Source organism: Nonomuraea sp. KM90, from assembly GCF_052246675.1.
Lineage (GTDB): Bacteria > Actinomycetota > Actinomycetes > Streptosporangiales > Streptosporangiaceae > Nonomuraea.
Window position 1 is genome coordinate 24,191 of the sequence record NZ_JBQQCB010000025.1, and the last position, 15,353, is coordinate 39,543.

Below are 15,353 nucleotides of genomic sequence, written 5' to 3' on the forward strand. Positions count from 1 at the left end.
TCAGCGCCCCTCGAAGACGGGCTCGCGGCGCTCGGCGAAGGCGGCCCTGCCCTCGGCCGCGTCGGCGGTGGCGAAACAGACGGTCTGCAGGTCGCGCTCGTACTGGATGGCCTGGTCGAGCGGCATCGAGTAGGCCGCCCTGAGGTTGGCCTTGGCGGTCTGGGCGGCGATCGGCGGGCGCCTGGCGATGGTGCCGGCCAGCGTCCTGGCCGCCTTCATGAGCTCGGCCTGCGGGTGCACGTCCGTGACCAGCCCCCACGCCTGCGCGCGGGCGGCGTCGACCGGGTCGCCGGTGAGCAGCATGGTGGCCGCGTTGGTCGGGCCGACGGCGTGCGCCAGCAGGGCGGACTGGCCGCTGCCGCCGATCCAGCCCAGCTTGATCTCCGGCGCCGCGAACGTGGCGGTCTCGGCGGCCAGCCGGATGTCGCAGGCCATGGCCAGCTCCAGGCCGCCGCCGTAGGCGTAGCCGTTGACGGCCGCGATGATCGGCTTGCGCAGGGCGCGTACGGCGTCGCCGTAGTCGCCCCGGTTGCGGAACTCCCACGGGGTGGCGTACTCGTCGAGCTCGCGGATGTCGCTGCCGACGCAGAAGGAGCGCTCGCCCGCGCCGGTGAGCACGACCACCCGGAGGTCCGGGTCGGCGTCCACCCGGGCGAGGCACGCGCGCAGCGCGGCGGCCATGTCGGGGGTGATGGCGTTGAGCTTGGCGGGTCTGTTGAGGGTGACGACGGCGACCGGGCCGTCGACGTCGAGGAGGACGTCCAAGTGGAGCTCTTTTCTCACAGCTGGTGACAGCTTCTAGCAGCAGAGACGTACGTGCTGCTCGGCGTCGGCGCGGGCGACCTCGACCACCGTGCGCATGGCCTCCTCGGCCTTGCGGTGGTGGCGGCGCCTGATCGCCTGGGCCACGCGCTCGTGACCGGGCAGCGTTTCCTTGTTGTGCGCCACCGAGCGGGTGTGCACCTGGCGCACGGACCGCAGGGCGATGCTGATCATTTCGTAGACGTAGAGCAGCAGGTCGTTGTCGGCGGCGGCGAAGACCGCCTGGTGGAAGGCCAGGTCGGCCTCGATGAACGGCTCGGGGTCGTCGGCCGTGGCGTAGAGCGCGGCCAGCGCCTCGTCGATGCGCCGCACGGCCGCCGCGTCCGCCCGCTCGGCCGCCACCCTGGCGGCGCCGGGCTCCAGCGCGACCCGCAGGTCGGCCAGCACCCGGATGTCCTCGGGCCGGGGCTCCGGCTCGAACCGCCAGCTCAGCACGTCGGCGTCGAGCAGGCTCCAGGACTCGCGGGGGCGCACGATCGTGCCCGCGCTCCTCCTGGTCTCCAGCAGGCCCTTGCCGGCCAGGACCTTCACGCCCTCCCGCACGGCGGAGCGGCCCACACCGAGCTCGCCGACCAGCTCCTCCTCGATGGGGATGGCCGTGCCGGGAGCGAGCGAGCCGCCGACGATGCGGGCGCCGAGGGCCTGGACGACCTGGACGTGCCGGGCCGAGTCCCGCTGAGGATCAGTTGCCACGGCTCCGCACGCTATCCCGGGCGCGCCGGTTTTCATAGCCTTTCATCGGATGAAGTTAGATTTTCATCTGATGAAGCGATCGGGGGCGACTTATTCCTCCGCGCCTCGGGCATGATGGCGCGATGGACTTCCAGCCGATAGAGCGCCCCGGCGAGGCGTTCCAGCAGCCCGTGACCGCCCGCCACCTCCAGGAGATCAGCCGCCGCGTCTTCGGCCGGGACGCCCTTTCCGCCGTCGAGCTGGGCCTCGGCATGTACAACAACACCTACAAGGTCACCGTCGCCGGGCAGGACCGCCCGGTGGTCATGCGGTTCGCGCCGGAGCCGGCCCGCCAGTTCGCCTCGGAGCGGCAGCTCATGCGCAACGAGTACGCCACCGTGCCGTACCTCTCGGTGATCGCCCCGCTCATGCCGCGCATCGTGGCGGCCGACTGGTCGCACGACCTGATCGGCCGCGACTACCTGGTCCAGACGCTCCTCGACGGGGTCCCCGCCCCGGAGCGCCTGCCCGGCTACCCGCGCCCGCTCTGGACGGGCTTCTACCGCCGCCTGGGGGAGATCACCCGATCCGTGCACGACGTACGGGGCCCGCGGTTCGGCCCGGTCGCCGACCCCCGGTACGACACCTGGAGCCAGGCCGTCACGGGCTCCCTGACCGAGATCGCGGCCGACCTGGAGAACGCCGGCCTCGACGGCGCCGACCTGCGCAAGGCCGCCGACCTGGCGGCCGACCGGCACGACGTGCTGGACGAGATCACCGAGCCCCGCCTGCTCACCGGAGACCTGTGGACGGTCAACGTCATGATCGCCGCCGAGGCCCCCGAGCCCACGGTCACCGGGGTGCTCGACCTGGACCGCACCTGGTGGGGCGACCCCGCCGCCGACTGGACCATCCGGATGGCCGCCGCCAGGCAGGACGAGCGCCTGGCGTTCTGGGAGGCTTACGGCGAGCCGGACCGCGCTCCGGCGGCGGCGTGGCGCTCGTCGATCTACGAGATCCGCCATCTCGGCGCCGTCCGGCTGGAGCGGCACCGCCACGGACACGCCGAGCGGGTCAGGGAGTCCTATGACGCCGTGGCCGCCGTGCTCGCCGAGATCGATTGACGCTCACACTCACGCGCCACCGAATATGATGTGGATCACCCGGGCCGGCCGTCAATTTATGTCCGGATCCTGTGACACAGGCGCTTCTGCGGGTGGCGTTCGCGGCCATGTGGTAGGGGGAGTTTCCGCAGGTAGAGCCGCTGTTTGCCGGGGGCTGACAGGGGTCGGCGATCTTTTGTGAGTGACCTGACTGTTATATTCCCCAGTTTCTGACTGTTATATCTTTGCTTATATTCTGCGCGTTGATCGCCATCCCGCCGACAAGTGAATTTCACGAGGCGGGATGGGTTTTCGTTGAGGGGGCGCTTCTCTCCATCCGGAAGCTCGCGCCCTCGGTCAGCGCGAACGGAGAGTAATGGGCAAGTACCTGCTCCGCAGGTTGGCAATAAACGTGATCCTGGTCGCCATCGCGGCCAGTCTGGCGTACATGCTCGCGGCCACCACCATGAACCCGCGAGCCGCGTACGAGGGCCGCCAGCCCCCGGTCGCCGAGTCCGTCATCGACGCCACACTCGATGCCTACAACCTGAACGACAAGACCCCCGTGCTGGTTCGCTACGGGACCTGGGCGAAGGGCGTCGTCACCGGAGACTTCGGCAGGACCTGGAACGGCGGCTCGGTCAACGGCGAGATGGGCCGTCGGATCATGGTCAGCCTCCGGCTCCTGCTCATCGGCACGATCGTGGGCTTCGCCCTGGGTGTGGCGCTGGGCGCGCTCTCCGCGGTGAAGCAGTACAAGCCCAGCGACCGGTTAATAGGTGTCAGCTCCTTCGTGATCATGGCGATCCCCGTGTTCGTGCTGGCGACGCTGCTCGCGATCGCCACGTACAACCTGAACAGAGGGCTCGGGTTCACGCTGATCGAGTACACCGGCGAGTACAACCCGCGCCTGTCCGGCTGGGACCAGTTCGTCAACCGGTTGAACCACCTGATCCTGCCGACGATCTCGCTCAGCCTCGGCTCGATCGCCTTCTACAGCCGGATCCAGCGCAACATGATGCTCGACGTGCTCGGCCAGGACTTCGTCCGCACGGCCATGGCCAAGGGCCTGCGCCGCAGGACGGCGCTGACGAAGCACGCGCTGCGCACCGCGCTGATCCCCTCGGCCACGTACTTCGCCTTCGCGTTCGGGACGATGTTCACCGGGGCGACCTTCACCGAGAAGATCTTCGCCTGGCACGGCATGGGCGCCTGGCTGGTCGACTCGATCAACCAGAACGACGTCAACTCCGTCGCCGCGGTCACCTTCTTCGCGGCCGTGTGCATCCTGGCCGCCGCCTTCCTCTCGGACCTCCTGGTCGCGGCCCTCGATCCTCGGGTGCGGGTGAGCTGACATGCGCTCGAAAGTCGTCCTCAGGCGCCTGCTGCGCAACAAGCAGGCCCGCTACGGGTTCATCGCGCTGGTCCTGCTGGTGGGGCTGGCGTACGTCGGGCCGTATTTCGGCTCGTACGAGTGGACCGACAAGGACTTCCTGTCCTTCCTGTCGCCGCCGGACGGCGACCACTGGTGGGGCACCACGTCGATCGGCCAGGACATGTACGCGGTCACGCTCCGCGGCATGCAGAAGTCCATCGTCATCGGCCTGCTGGTGGCGCTGATCTCGACCGGCCTGGCGGCCATCGTGGGCGCGTTCGCCGGATATTTCGGTGGCTGGGTGGACAAGGTGCTCATGTGGGGTGTGGACCTGCTCCTGGTCCTCCCGAGCTTCCTGGTCATCGCGATCATCTCGCCGCGGCTGCGGGACGGCTCCTGGATCTGGTTCGTGGTGCTGCTCGCCGCGTTCTCCTGGATGATCACCTCCAGGGTGGTGCGCAGCATGACGCTCTCGCTCCGCGAGCGGGAGTACGTCCAGGCCGCCGTCTACATGGGCATCCCGCGCTGGAAGATCATCTTCCGGCACATCGTGCCCAACCTGTCCTCGCTGCTGATCATCGACGCCACGCTCAACGTCAGTGGCGCGGTCATCGGCGAGGCGGCGCTGTCCTTCTTCGGCTTCGGCATCCAGCCGCCCGACGTCTCGCTGGGCACGCTCATCGCGCAGGGCTCCGGCAACGCCACCGGCTACCCATGGCTGTTCGCCTTCCCCGCCGGCCTGCTGGTCGCCCTGGTGCTCAGCGTGAACCTGATCGGCGACGGCCTGCGTGACGCACTCGACCCGGGGAGCAACTCATGAGCATCTTGGAGGTCAGGGACCTCACCGTCACCTTCCCCGGCGGCATCGAGGCCGTGCGCGGCGTCAGCTACGAGGTCGAGCGCGGTGAGGTGCTCGGCATCGTGGGCGAGTCCGGCTCCGGCAAGTCCGTGACCTCGCTGGCCGTCATGGGCCTGCTGCCGCGCAACGCAGCGGTCAGCGGGTCGGTCAAGCTGCACGGCCAGGAGCTGCTCGGGCTGAAGGAAGACGAGCTGATCAAGGTGCGCGGCAAGGCGATCAGCATGATCTTCCAGGATCCGCTGTCGGCCTTCACGCCCGTGTTCACCATCGGCGACCAGATCGCCGAGGCCGTGCGCGTCCACCAGAAGATGGGCAAGGACAAGGCCGCCAAGCGGGCCGTGGAGCTGCTCGACCTCGTCGGCATCCCGAACCCGAACCTGCGGGCCAAGGCGTTCCCGCACGAGTTCTCCGGCGGCATGCGGCAGCGCGCGATGATCGCCATGGCCATCGCCAACGACCCCGACCTGCTGATCTGCGACGAGCCGACCACCGCGCTCGACGTCACCATCCAGGCGCAGGTCCTGGAGGTGCTCAAGACCGCGCAGCAGGAGACGGGCGCCGGCATCGTGATGATCACCCATGACCTGGGCGTCATCGCGGGCATGGCGGACCGGGTGCTGGTCATGTATGCGGGCCGGCCGGTCGAGCAGGGGCCCGTGGACGACATCTACTACCGGCCGCGGATGCCGTACACGATGGGGTTGCTCGCCTCGATCCCCAGGATCGACGGCGAGGAGGGGGCGCTCGTCCCCATCGAGGGCAACCCGCCGTCGCCGGCGTCGCTGCCGCCGGGCTGCCCGTTCGCGCCGCGCTGCCCGATGAAGGTGGAGATGTGCGACGACGAGGAGCCGCCGCTGACCCCCTTCGGCGGCGGGCGCCACGTGGCCTGCATCCGCTCGCACGAGATCGAGCACAAGGGCCTGACCGGGGCCGACGTGTTCCCGGTGCCGGTCATCCCGCCGAGCGACGTGGTCCGCGTGCCGCGCACCGAGCGCGCCACCGTCCTGGAGCTCGACCAGCTGATCCGGCACTACCCGCTGATGAAGGGCGCGGTCTTCAAGCGCCGCGTCGGCACGGTGTTCGCCGTGGACGGCATCAGCCTCGACATCGCCGAGGGCGAGACGCTGGCCCTGGTGGGCGAGTCCGGCTGTGGCAAGACCACCACGCTGCAGCAGATCATGCAGCTCCAGCCGCCGCAGGGCGGCCGGGTCGTCGTGCTCGGCAGGGACAGCGCCACGCTGGACAAGGCGGGGCGCAAGGCGCTCCGCGGCGACCTGCAGATCGTCTTCCAGGACCCGATGGCCGCCCTCGACCCCCGCATGCCGATCGGCGACATCATCGCCGAGCCGCTGCGGGCGCACGGCAAGAAGGACGTGTCCGCCAAGGTGGCCGAGCTGCTGCAGCTCGTCGGGCTCGCGCCCGAGCACGCGGAGCGCTACCCGCAGCAGTTCTCCGGCGGTCAGCGCCAGCGCATCGGCATCGCCCGCGCGCTCGCGCTGGAGCCGAAGCTGCTGGTGCTGGACGAGCCGGTGTCGGCGCTCGACGTGTCCATCCAGGCGGGCGTGATCAACCTGCTGGAGGAGCTGAAGAACAGGCTGGGCCTGTCCTACCTGTTCGTGGCGCACGACCTGGCCGTGGTCCGGCACCTGGCCGACCGGGTGGCCGTCATGTACCTGGGCAGGATCGCCGAGATCGGGACGGTCGAGAACGTCTACGACCACCCCGCCCACCCCTACACGCAGGCACTGCTCTCGGCGATCCCGCTGCCCGACCCCGAGATGGAGCGCACCCGCAAGCGGATCCTGCTCGAAGGCGACCTGCCGAGCCCGGCGGACCCCCCGTCCGGGTGCAGATTCCGCACCCGTTGCCCCAAGTTCGCCCAGCTCAGTGAGGCGGAACGGCGGCGTTGTGTGGACGAGGAGCCCTCGGTTGCCCGGCTGGCGAACGCCGTGGACCACGGCGCAGCCTGCCACTACGCGGAGGAGATCGAGGTCATCACGGCCTCGGACAATCAGGAGGAAGAGTGAAGGTTCGTTACCGTGCGGCCGCTGGGCTGGCGGTCCTGGCCATGGCCGTGGCGGCCTGTGGCGGAGGCGGCGGCACCGAGAACAAGCAGCCGAGCACCGAGCAGTCGAAGCAGGCTCAGCAGCAGATGGCGGAAACCCCGTCCATCAGCATCAACCCCGTCCCGTACGAGCAGGTCAAGGACGGCGGCACGCTCACCCTGTCCATCGGGCAGTGGCCGACGCAGTGGAACGGCAACCACGTCGACGGCAACCAGGCCGACACGGCGACGATGCTGGACCCGATCATGCCCCAGCTGATGATGGCGGACGAGAACGCCACCTTCACGCCGAACCCCGACTACCTGACCGACGTGAAGAACGACATGTCGTCGGGCAAGCAGGTCGTCACCTACACGATCAACGAGAAGGCCACGTGGTCGGACGGCACGCCGATGACGTGGAAGGACCTCGAGGCGGCGTGGAAGGCCAACAACGGCGAGAACAAGAAGTTCAAGCCGGCCTCCACGGACGGCTGGGACAAGATCGAGTCGGTCGAGAAGGGTGACTCCGACAAGGTCGCCGTCATCACCTTCAAGAAGCCGTACTCGGAGTGGCAGGGCCTGTTCAACCGGGGCACCTCGCACCTGTTCCCGGCCGAGCACATCTCGTCGCCCGACGCGTACGACAACGACTACAACCAGAAGATCCCGGCGACCGCGGGTCCCTTCAAGGTGGAGTCCCTCGACGAGGGCACCAAGACGCTCACCCTCGTGCGTGACGACAAGTGGTGGGGCAAGAAGGCCAAGCTCGACAAGCTCATCTACCGGGCGATCCCCGACCCGGCCGCCGAGGTGAACGCGTTCGCCAACGGTGAGATCGACGCCGTGGAGATCGCCGCCGGTGCCCCGGCCGACCTGAAGCGCGCCAAGGAGGTGCCGAACGCCGAGATCCGCAAGGCGCTCAGCCCGAACTGGCGGCACATCACGGTCAACAACCAGAGCGAGTTCCTGAAGGAGAAGACGGTCCGCCAGGCCGTCCAGTACGCGATCAACCGTGACGTGATCACCCAGTCCGACCTGAAGGACATGGAGTGGCCGCTGCAGACGCTCGGCAACCACGTCTTCATGAACAACCACAAGGGCTACGTCGACAACTCCGGCGACCTCGGCAAGTACAACCTGGAGAAGGCCAAGCAGCTGCTCGACGCGGCCGGCTGGAAGCAGGAGGGTGAATACCGCAAGAAGGACGGCAAGGAGCTCGCGCTGAGCTTCGTCATCCCGACGGCGACCCCGGTCTCGCAGACCGAGGGTGAGCTCACCCAGGCCATGCTGAAGGAGGCCGGGATCAAGGTCACGATCCGCCCGGTCCCCGTCGACAAGTTCTTCAACGACTTCATCATCAAGGGTGACTTCGACCTGGTGCCGTTCTCCTGGATCGGCACGCCGCTGCCGCTGGGCTCGATGCCGCAGATCTACAAGACCGGCTCCGAGAGCAACTTCCCGAAGGCCAGTGACCCGGCCGTGGACGCCGCCATCCAGGCGGCCGTGGACGAGATGGACCCGGCCAAGGCCATCGAGCTGGCCAACGCCGCGGACAAGCTGATCTGGGACATGGTGCACACCATCCCGCTGTACCAGCGTCCTGACATCTGGGCGGCCAAGAAGACGCTCGCCAACTTCGGCGCTCGCGGTTACAAGTATTACGACTGGACGGCCGTCGGCTTCACCGGCTGATCCCGTCCTGGCATGACCCCCGGCCGTCTCCGGCCGGGGGTCTTCGCTTATCCGGTGAACTCGCGCAGGGTCATCGGCGGCCGGCCGCCGTAGCGCTCGATGCTCTCCGTGACCCGGTAGAGCGGGTGGTCGCCGTGGCCGATGAAGCGGAAGAGCGCCCACAGGTGGGACAGGTGCTCGACGGCGACCTCGTCGCCGTACACCTCCATCGCCCGCGCCGCCCACGCCTCCGGCGGCACGTCGGCGTACTCCACCCCGAACGCCTCCGCCGCCTCGCCCACCGTCGCCATCTGCCCGTTGACCAGGCACACCGGATCGGACGGAGCGGGATCGAGCAGGAGCCCCGCGCCCACCCGGGCCACGTCCTGGCCCGCGACCAGCGGGATCCACGTGTCCGGAGCGCCCAGCGGCAGCGCCAGCCGCCCGGCGGCGGCCACCACGACGGCCAGGTTCTCGAAGAACACCCCGGCCCGCAGGTGCACCGCGCCCACCCCGGCCCAGTCGAAGACCTGCTCGGCCACCCAGTGCCGGCGCATCCGGGGCGTGGCCGCCTCGGGCGAGGCGTCGAGCTGCGACACCTCGACGACGCGTGCCACGCCTTCCTCCCTGGCCGCCGCGGCGAACGCGGCGGCGGCGTCCAGCAGGCCGGCCGTCACCGGATAGGTGAAGAACGCCCGCGTGACCCCGCGCATGGCCGGCCGCACCGAGGAGATCTCGCGCAGGTCGCCCACCACCACCTCCGCGCCGAGCTTGCGCAGCTCCGCGGCCCGCTGGTCGTCGGAGCGCACGAACGCCCGCACCGCCTCGCCGCGCTCCAGCAGCAGGTCGACGACGTGCCGCCCGGTCGATCCCTGCAGCCCTCCGGCCGCGCCCGTCACCAGGATCATTTCTCCTCCGGAAGGTTGAGGGTGAACAGGCCGAGCCGCTCCAGGTCACGCAGGAACGCCTCGGCGGGGAACGCCTCGGCCGGGCCGAACACGCCGGGGCCGGGGCCCTGGCCGCCGGCCAGCCGGACCGCGGCCTCGACGGAGGTCAGGGCGCTCATGCGCCACAGGTCGTGCCCGCGCGCCTGCCCGGCCCGGCCGCCGCCCGCCGCGATCACCTGCGCGGCGACCGTGAAGGCGGAGCCCGCCCGGGTGGCCGCGTCCACGTGCTCGCTGGAGAACGCCTGCTCCTCCTCGAACGTGTGCGCCGTGAGCTGCGCCTCCACCCGCGGCGTGGCCACGTGCCTGGGCACGGTGACGACCTCGGAGAACGGCACGGGGGCGATCATCGTGCGCGGCCCGAGCGGCGGCGGGAACGGGAAGACGGCATTGCGCGGCTCGACGTAGCCGACGTGCTGGGCGCCGTCGGTGTACGTGATCCGCTGGGTGTCGGCGAACAGCAGCTCGGCGGTCTTCCTCGCCCCCGTCGTCAGGCGCCAGCCGCTCACCGCGTACGCGGTGATCACCCGCTCGATCCCGGTCATGCCGGCGGCCACCGCGCCGGCGAGCAGGTCGCCCAGCCCGCCGTAGAAGCTGGTCGCCGTGAGCATGGTGACGCCCGCCCGCCGCGCGGGCTCCCGCATGGCGTCGAACATCCATTTCGTGTGGTGCTGCTCCAGGGCGTGGTCCACGTAGTGGCAGCCGGCCTCGGCCGCGGCGGTGGCCAGGGGCCGGCCGGTGTGCGTGAACGGGCCGGCGCAGTGGATCAGCACGGCCGCCCGGCCGGCGAGCTCCCGTAACGCGCCGGGGTCGTCGATCGCGGCCTGGTGCGTGGGGGCCCCGCCGAGCTCGTCGGACAGGACCTTGAGCGCGCCGCCGTCGCGGCCGGCCAGGATGACCTCCCGGCCGCGGGCCAGCAGCTCGGCCGCCACCAGGCGCCCGGTGTGGCCCGTGGCGCCGTAGACGGCGAAGTGCGGTGAGGACATGACTCACCTCCATGTTGCATACTCGGCGTACGTAACTAGTCTCGAAGTTACGTACCGCGAGTATGTAAGTCAATGGGGAGCACGATGATCCGCCGTACCCAGGCAGAACGTTCGGACGAGACCACGGGGCGGCTGGTGCTGGCCGCGCGTGAGCTGTTCGGGACCCACGGATACGCGCCCACCTCGATCGACGCGGTCGCGGCCGCGGCCGGGGTCACCAAGGGGGCCGCCTACCACCACTTCGGCGGGAAGGCGGAGCTGTTCCTGGCCACGTTCGTGGCGGAGCTGGAGGCGGTCGACGCCCGGCTCCTGCGGGTCGCCGCGGAGGAGAGCGACCCGTGGGCGGCGCTGCGGCGCGGCTGCCGCACGTTCCTGGAGCACTGCCTCGACCCCCGGTTCCGGCGGATCGTGCTGCTGGACGCGTCCTCGGTGCTGGGCTGGGAGCGGGTCCGCGAGATCGAGCACGACCACATGCTGCGCGTCCTGCTCGACGGGCTGCGCGTGGCCGTGGCGGCCGGGCAGGCCCCCGACGGCGACCTGGCCGCCCGCGCGCAGCTCGTCTTCGGCGCGCTGTGCGAGGGCGGCATGTTGCTGGCCCGGTCCGAGGACCCGGCGGCCGACCTGCCGCGGATCGCCGCGGAGGCCGACCGGTTCCTGGCCGCGCTGAGGGTGTGACCGGGCGCTACACCGAGGCGGCGAGCGAGACCTCCACGCCGCCGCGGGTGCCCCAGCGGTTGACCCGCCAGCAGGTCAGGACCGCGTAGAGGTACAGCGGGCGCAGCACCAGCAGCCGCCAGACCGAGGCCAGCGGCGCGAGCGCGAACAGCAGCAGCCGCGCCCCCGTGCTCTCGTCGCTCCGGCGCACGGTGAACAGCCGCAGCGCCATCAGGTAGTTCATGGCCAGCCCGATCTGCGCCGCCGCCACCGAGAGCTCACCCAGGTGCGCCCGGCAGGCCGGGTCGGCGACCAGCACGATCGGGATGGCCAGGGCGAGCAGGAGGTGCAGGTACTCCGCCACCGTGGTCCAGAAGACCACGCCGGTCAGCGGCAGGTACCGCAACCACCACAGGTGCCGCACCGTGATGCCGCGCATCCAGCGCAGCTGCTGCTTCGCGTAGTGGTCCAGCCGCTCGGGCGCCAGCGTGAAGACCAGCGACGACGGCTGGTGCACGGTGCGGCCGGCGAGCAGCGAGTAGAGGGTGAGCATGGAGTCGTCGTTCATCTGCATGGGACGCCCGCGGAAGCGCTCGTTCTCGTAGGCGCCGGCGGCCCGGCGGACCACGTCCGCGCGGTAGAAGGCCAGCGCGCCGGAGTTCATCGTGACGCTCCGCAGCACCGACTGGGCGCTGCGCAGGCCGTGGGTGAAGGGCAGGTACACCAGGCAGGTCATCCGGGTGAGCAGGTTGGCCGCGCGGTTCAGCACCAGCACGTGCCCGGCCACCGACCGCACCCGCGGGTCGGCGAACGGCGCCAGCCCCTCCCGCACCGCGTGCCGGTCGAGCACGGAGTCACTGTCCAGGGTGAGGAAGATGTCCCCGTCGTCCTCGGCCAGCGCGCGCATCTGGGCGAAGCGCTTGCCCCGGTTCTCCGTACGGTCCCAGGTCGTCTCGATGCCCCGCACCGCGGCCTGGGCCTCGAACTCGCGGCGCACCGCGTCGTACGTGATGGGCTCCCCGGTCACCCGGTCGGCGGAGCCGTCGTCCACCACCCGCACCCGGTTCACCCGCCGGCTCTGCGCCAGCACCGAGCGCAGGCACGCGCGCAGCGCCTCGGGGTCCTCGTTGTAGACGGGGACCTGGACGGTCACCCGCAGCGCGGCGAGCGGCCCCCGCCGCCCGGGCGGGACCCGGACCGGCCGCTCGAACCAGGCCAGCGGCAGCCACCACAACAGCAGGAAGGAGGTCAGCCAGGCGACCGACACGTCGTGGGGGTGCCCGTCGGCGGCCCCCGCCAGCGCGGCCAGATGGGCGATGCCCCAGGCGGCGTATCCGGCGACCGGAAGCGCCCCCAGGACCAGCAGTTTCCGGTGACCGGCGTACCGGGCGGTGATTCCCGCGGCGGTCACGGGCCCAGCGGTCAGGGGCACAGTGGTCCCCGCCCGCGCCGGAACCTGGAGCGCACCAGGAAGGCGCCGGCCAGCATGAGCGTGACGCACAGCCCGACCAGCCAGGGATGCCCGCCCGCCAGCGCGGCCACGGCGACGCCACTGCCGAAGCCCGCCAGGGACCCGTATGCCATATGGCCTCCTTGGGTGACATGAATAAACGCAGTGAATTTCGCCGGAGGGACTTTCTGGTAATCCCCACGCCACTTAAAGGCATTTGCAAGCGCTCAATTTCCCCGAAAACCCGGCATGTCATTCAATTCCTGGTGGAGCAAGGGCAACGGTGATCGACTGGGTGGCGCCGGCCGTACCCCGGAGGTCGGCGAACGTCAGGCCCAGGGACCGGCCCGTGGTGGTGGCGGTGACGACCGGCGGCGCGGAGACCACGGCGCGCACCGGGTGCTCCCAGGTGACGGCGAGCGCGGCCGCCTGACGCGGCGGGTCGGAGACGCACAGCAGGGCGGTGCCGTCGGACCGCTCGCGGACCAGCACGCACGCGGGAGCGCTCACCGAGATCCCGCCGGCCCGGCCGGGGGCCCAGAAGTTCGCCGCGGTCAGGCCCAGCTCCGGGACCCTGATCGCCTGCACGGCCGCCGTGTTGGCCAGGACCTCCACCCGGCCGTCCACCGCGCGGGCGCGGGTGGTCTCCACGTTGGCGCCGGGCATCAGCGCGTACGCGTAGGAGGCGCCGGCCGGGTCGGGGCCGTGGTCGAGCCACATGGTCAGGTACCGGCGGGTGATCGGGGCGGGGGAGCCGCCGGCGTTGACGTCGCGCCAGGAGCCGGTCCGCTCCTCGAGCAGGAAGTTCAGGTCGGCGGGGGAGAGGAAGACGTACCCGGCGTGCCCCATGACGTGGGCCCAGGAGACGCCGGGCCGCCGCGCCGGCCGTCCCGGGGCGGCGCCCGCCGGCTCGCCGTCCACGCGGACGAAGGCGCTGCCGCGCGCGCCCAGGTTGCGGTTGTCCACGACCGTCTCCACCGGCACCCCGTCCGCGCACGTGATGCCCGCGCCCAGGCACACCACGCAGTCGTCCAGGAAGAACCACGCCTTCCTGGCCGCCAGCGTGCCGCCCAGCCCCCGCAGGTCCTGCCCCACCGCGGCGAACTCCCCGTCCGTCGCGCCACCTGCCCACGCCGCGTCCGGCCGGGGCAACGTCCACTCGCCGCCCTCCCCGTCCGCCAGGCGTTTGGTGGAGACCGTGACCCCGGGCAGCCGGTACGGGTCCGCGGTCGCCCAGAACGCGTCCGCGTACTGCTCCTCCCCGAACCCGTCCCCCCACCACGACAACCAGCCGGCCCCCGTGTGCCAGCCGCGCGCGTTCTCCCCGTTGCCGTACTCGTAGTGCGCCACCTGCCGCGACGCCATGCTCACCGAGGCCGCCCAGCCCGGCCGCCGGTGGGTGGCCCGGTCCATGCCGGGGAACAGCCGGTGCTCCACCGGCTCGGCCGCCGCCTGGACCTTCGCGGCGGCCACGGCCCGGAGCCGCGCCACGCGGGCGATGCCCAGGGACCGGTTGTCGGCCACCGGCCGGCCGCGCTCCAGCCAGCCCTTGACCATGGCCCGCCAGCGCTCCGCGCGCTCCTTGCCCCCGGCATCACCCGCGGCATCACCCGAGGCATCACCCGAGGCATCGTCCATGGCGTCGGCCAGCAGCGCCATCGAGGCGAGCAGGCCGTGCGCGCGCCGGTGGTCGTCCGGCCGGCCCGGCGACCCGCCGCGGCTGATGCCGCGCCCGGCCACGTTGTCCATGACCAGCCCGTTGTACACGAACGGCGGCACCGCCCGCTCCACCACGCCGAGGAACGCCCGCAGCTCCGGCCCGTTCAGGTCCCAGTCCGAGCCGCGCAGCAGCGCGGCCAGCATCCCCAGCCCGCCGAGCAGCACCGCGCCGTAGCCGCCGACGTGCGGCACGCAGGAGTGCTGGAGGAAGGAGCCGTCGGCGTGGAAGCCGTCGCCCGAGGTGACCGGGACGAACACCGGGGCCAGCGCGTTCCTGGCCAGCTGGATCCGCGCGCCCTCGCCCCCGAGGACCCCGCGCAGCGCCAGCACGCGGCACAGGTCGACCCGGTTGGCGCCCGTGCTGTTGCCCTCGTATCGGGCCACCGCCGACTCCGGGACGAACGCGTCCACCGCCGCGCAGCAGGCGTCCGCCCGGCGTTCCGTCAGCCGCCCGGACATCAGCACCGCCGTGTCCAGCAGCGCCTGCGGGCCGCCGATCCGCCAGTGCCACCAGTTCCCGTACGCGGTGGTGCCCGGGTGGTACACGTCGGCGAGCAGGTGGTCCAGGCCCGCGAGCACGGCCCGGCCCAGCTCGGTCTGGCCGGTCACGCCGGTGCCGGGCTGCGCGTACGCCTCGGCCATGACGCGCAGCCTGGTGAAGCTCTCGTACAGGTGCCCCGACGACACGTGCGGCAGCTCGTCCGAGCCCGCGTATCCCAGGCCGCGCCAGAGCGCGCCCCGCTCGGGGGTCATCCGCGCGCGGTGGCCCGCAGCCGCCCGGCCCAGCTCGGTCAGCCGGCTCCGGTACGGCTCCGCCTTCCGGTCGAAGCCGTCCCCGAGCAGCAGCGTCCGCCACCTCGCCCGCAGCTCCGCGTACTTCGGGGCGCCCGCTTCCGTGGCCTTCGCCGTGGCCTGGGCGGGCAGCCCCGGGACCAGCGCCGCCCCGCCCGCGGCACGCAGGAGCGCGCGCCGCGTCCATCCACCCGCCATGAGGACCCCCGAGGCCGATCGTGCTTACTTGCGGACATCGGGGACGATATAGAGCGATCAC

The 15,353-nt window shown here is 71.3% G+C and carries 13 protein-coding genes; 6 read left to right on the forward strand and 7 right to left on the reverse strand.

Annotated features, from left to right (window positions below):
- Together ACTWPW_RS25155 and ACTWPW_RS25160 are read right to left on the reverse strand one after the other, a co-directional pair.
- Window positions 1–765 carry an enoyl-CoA hydratase/isomerase family protein gene (locus ACTWPW_RS25155; RefSeq protein WP_375111598.1) on the reverse strand — a complete coding sequence of 255 codons (765 nt, stop codon included), beginning with the start codon at window positions 763–765 and terminating at the stop codon, window positions 1–3.
- Window positions 766–798: 33 nt separating this feature from the next.
- Window positions 799–1,515, reverse strand: coding sequence for a FadR/GntR family transcriptional regulator (locus ACTWPW_RS25160; protein ID WP_375111597.1), 717 nt, complete (start codon window positions 1,513–1,515; stop codon window positions 799–801).
- Window positions 1,516–1,637: 122 nt separating this feature from the next.
- On the opposite strand from ACTWPW_RS25160, the gene ACTWPW_RS25165 reads away from it, so the two are divergent.
- From ACTWPW_RS25165 to ACTWPW_RS25185, 5 genes are all read left to right on the forward strand, one after another.
- Window positions 1,638–2,618 (forward strand): phosphotransferase family protein, encoded by a 981-nt coding sequence (locus tag ACTWPW_RS25165; protein ID WP_443170067.1) that lies wholly within the window; start codon window positions 1,638–1,640, stop codon window positions 2,616–2,618.
- A gap of 355 nt (window positions 2,619–2,973) precedes the next feature.
- On the forward strand, window positions 2,974–3,951 hold the full coding sequence (locus ACTWPW_RS25170) for an ABC transporter permease (protein ID WP_375111595.1): 978 nt from the start codon (window positions 2,974–2,976) through the stop codon (window positions 3,949–3,951).
- Window position 3,952: 1 nt separating this feature from the next.
- Window positions 3,953–4,792: an ABC transporter permease gene (locus ACTWPW_RS25175; protein ID WP_364136263.1), complete on the forward strand. Its 840-nt coding sequence runs from the start codon at window positions 3,953–3,955 to the stop codon at window positions 4,790–4,792.
- Entirely contained in the window at window positions 4,789–6,858 is a 2,070-nt protein-coding gene (locus tag ACTWPW_RS25180) for an ABC transporter ATP-binding protein (protein ID WP_443170068.1), read from the forward strand. Before ACTWPW_RS25175 ends, ACTWPW_RS25180 begins: the two co-directional genes overlap by 4 nt.
- The gene (locus ACTWPW_RS25185; RefSeq protein ID WP_375111593.1) at window positions 6,855–8,570 is read left to right on the forward strand and encodes an ABC transporter family substrate-binding protein; all 1,716 of its coding nucleotides are present in this window, start codon (window positions 6,855–6,857) and stop codon (window positions 8,568–8,570) included. Before ACTWPW_RS25180 ends, ACTWPW_RS25185 begins: the two co-directional genes overlap by 4 nt.
- Before the next feature lie 47 nt (window positions 8,571–8,617).
- On the opposite strand, the gene ACTWPW_RS25190 is transcribed toward ACTWPW_RS25185, so the two are convergent.
- Window positions 8,618–9,457 carry an NAD(P)H-binding protein gene (locus ACTWPW_RS25190; protein WP_443170069.1) on the reverse strand — a complete coding sequence of 280 codons (840 nt, stop codon included), beginning with the start codon at window positions 9,455–9,457 and terminating at the stop codon, window positions 8,618–8,620.
- Window positions 9,454–10,479 (reverse strand): saccharopine dehydrogenase NADP-binding domain-containing protein, encoded by a 1,026-nt coding sequence (locus ACTWPW_RS25195; RefSeq protein ID WP_443170070.1) that lies wholly within the window; start codon window positions 10,477–10,479, stop codon window positions 9,454–9,456. Before ACTWPW_RS25195 ends, ACTWPW_RS25190 begins: the two co-directional genes overlap by 4 nt.
- An 84-nt stretch (window positions 10,480–10,563) precedes the next feature.
- Between ACTWPW_RS25195 and ACTWPW_RS25200 the strand changes: the two genes are divergently transcribed.
- The gene (locus tag ACTWPW_RS25200) at window positions 10,564–11,154 is read left to right on the forward strand and encodes a TetR/AcrR family transcriptional regulator (RefSeq protein WP_375111590.1); all 591 of its coding nucleotides are present in this window, start codon (window positions 10,564–10,566) and stop codon (window positions 11,152–11,154) included.
- Window positions 11,155–11,161: 7 nt separating this feature from the next.
- Here the strand turns inward: ACTWPW_RS25200 and ACTWPW_RS25205 are convergent, their stop codons facing one another.
- The 3 genes from ACTWPW_RS25205 to ACTWPW_RS25215 form a co-directional block, all read right to left on the reverse strand.
- Window positions 11,162–12,544 carry a glycosyltransferase family 2 protein gene (locus tag ACTWPW_RS25205; protein WP_443170071.1) on the reverse strand — a complete coding sequence of 461 codons (1,383 nt, stop codon included), beginning with the start codon at window positions 12,542–12,544 and terminating at the stop codon, window positions 11,162–11,164.
- An 11-nt stretch (window positions 12,545–12,555) separates the two neighbouring features.
- Window positions 12,556–12,717, reverse strand: coding sequence for a hypothetical protein (locus tag ACTWPW_RS25210; RefSeq protein ID WP_443170072.1), 162 nt, complete (start codon window positions 12,715–12,717; stop codon window positions 12,556–12,558).
- Between the two features lie 118 nt (window positions 12,718–12,835).
- Window positions 12,836–15,292 carry a polysaccharide lyase 8 family protein gene (locus ACTWPW_RS25215; RefSeq protein ID WP_443170073.1) on the reverse strand — a complete coding sequence of 819 codons (2,457 nt, stop codon included), beginning with the start codon at window positions 15,290–15,292 and terminating at the stop codon, window positions 12,836–12,838.
- Window positions 15,293–15,353 lie beyond the last annotated feature (61 nt).

Excerpts from the sequence above, each read along its gene's own strand:
- ACTWPW_RS25165 (WP_443170067.1), top strand. The coding sequence starts at position 1,638 with ATGGACTTCCAGCCGATAGAGCGCCCCGGCGAGGCGTTCCAGCAGCCC.
- ACTWPW_RS25170 (WP_375111595.1), top strand. The coding sequence starts at position 2,974 with ATGGGCAAGTACCTGCTCCGCAGGTTGGCAATAAACGTGATCCTGGTC.
- ACTWPW_RS25175 (WP_364136263.1), top strand. The coding sequence starts at position 3,953 with ATGCGCTCGAAAGTCGTCCTCAGGCGCCTGCTGCGCAACAAGCAGGCC.
- ACTWPW_RS25180 (WP_443170068.1), top strand. The coding sequence starts at position 4,789 with ATGAGCATCTTGGAGGTCAGGGACCTCACCGTCACCTTCCCCGGCGGC.
- ACTWPW_RS25190 (WP_443170069.1), bottom strand. The coding sequence starts at position 9,457 with ATGATCCTGGTGACGGGCGCGGCCGGAGGGCTGCAGGGATCGACCGGG.
- ACTWPW_RS25195 (WP_443170070.1), bottom strand. The coding sequence starts at position 10,479 with ATGTCCTCACCGCACTTCGCCGTCTACGGCGCCACGGGCCACACCGGG.
- ACTWPW_RS25200 (WP_375111590.1), top strand. The coding sequence starts at position 10,564 with ATGATCCGCCGTACCCAGGCAGAACGTTCGGACGAGACCACGGGGCGG.
- ACTWPW_RS25210 (WP_443170072.1), bottom strand. The coding sequence starts at position 12,717 with ATGGCATACGGGTCCCTGGCGGGCTTCGGCAGTGGCGTCGCCGTGGCC.
- ACTWPW_RS25215 (WP_443170073.1), bottom strand. The coding sequence starts at position 15,292 with ATGGCGGGTGGATGGACGCGGCGCGCGCTCCTGCGTGCCGCGGGCGGG.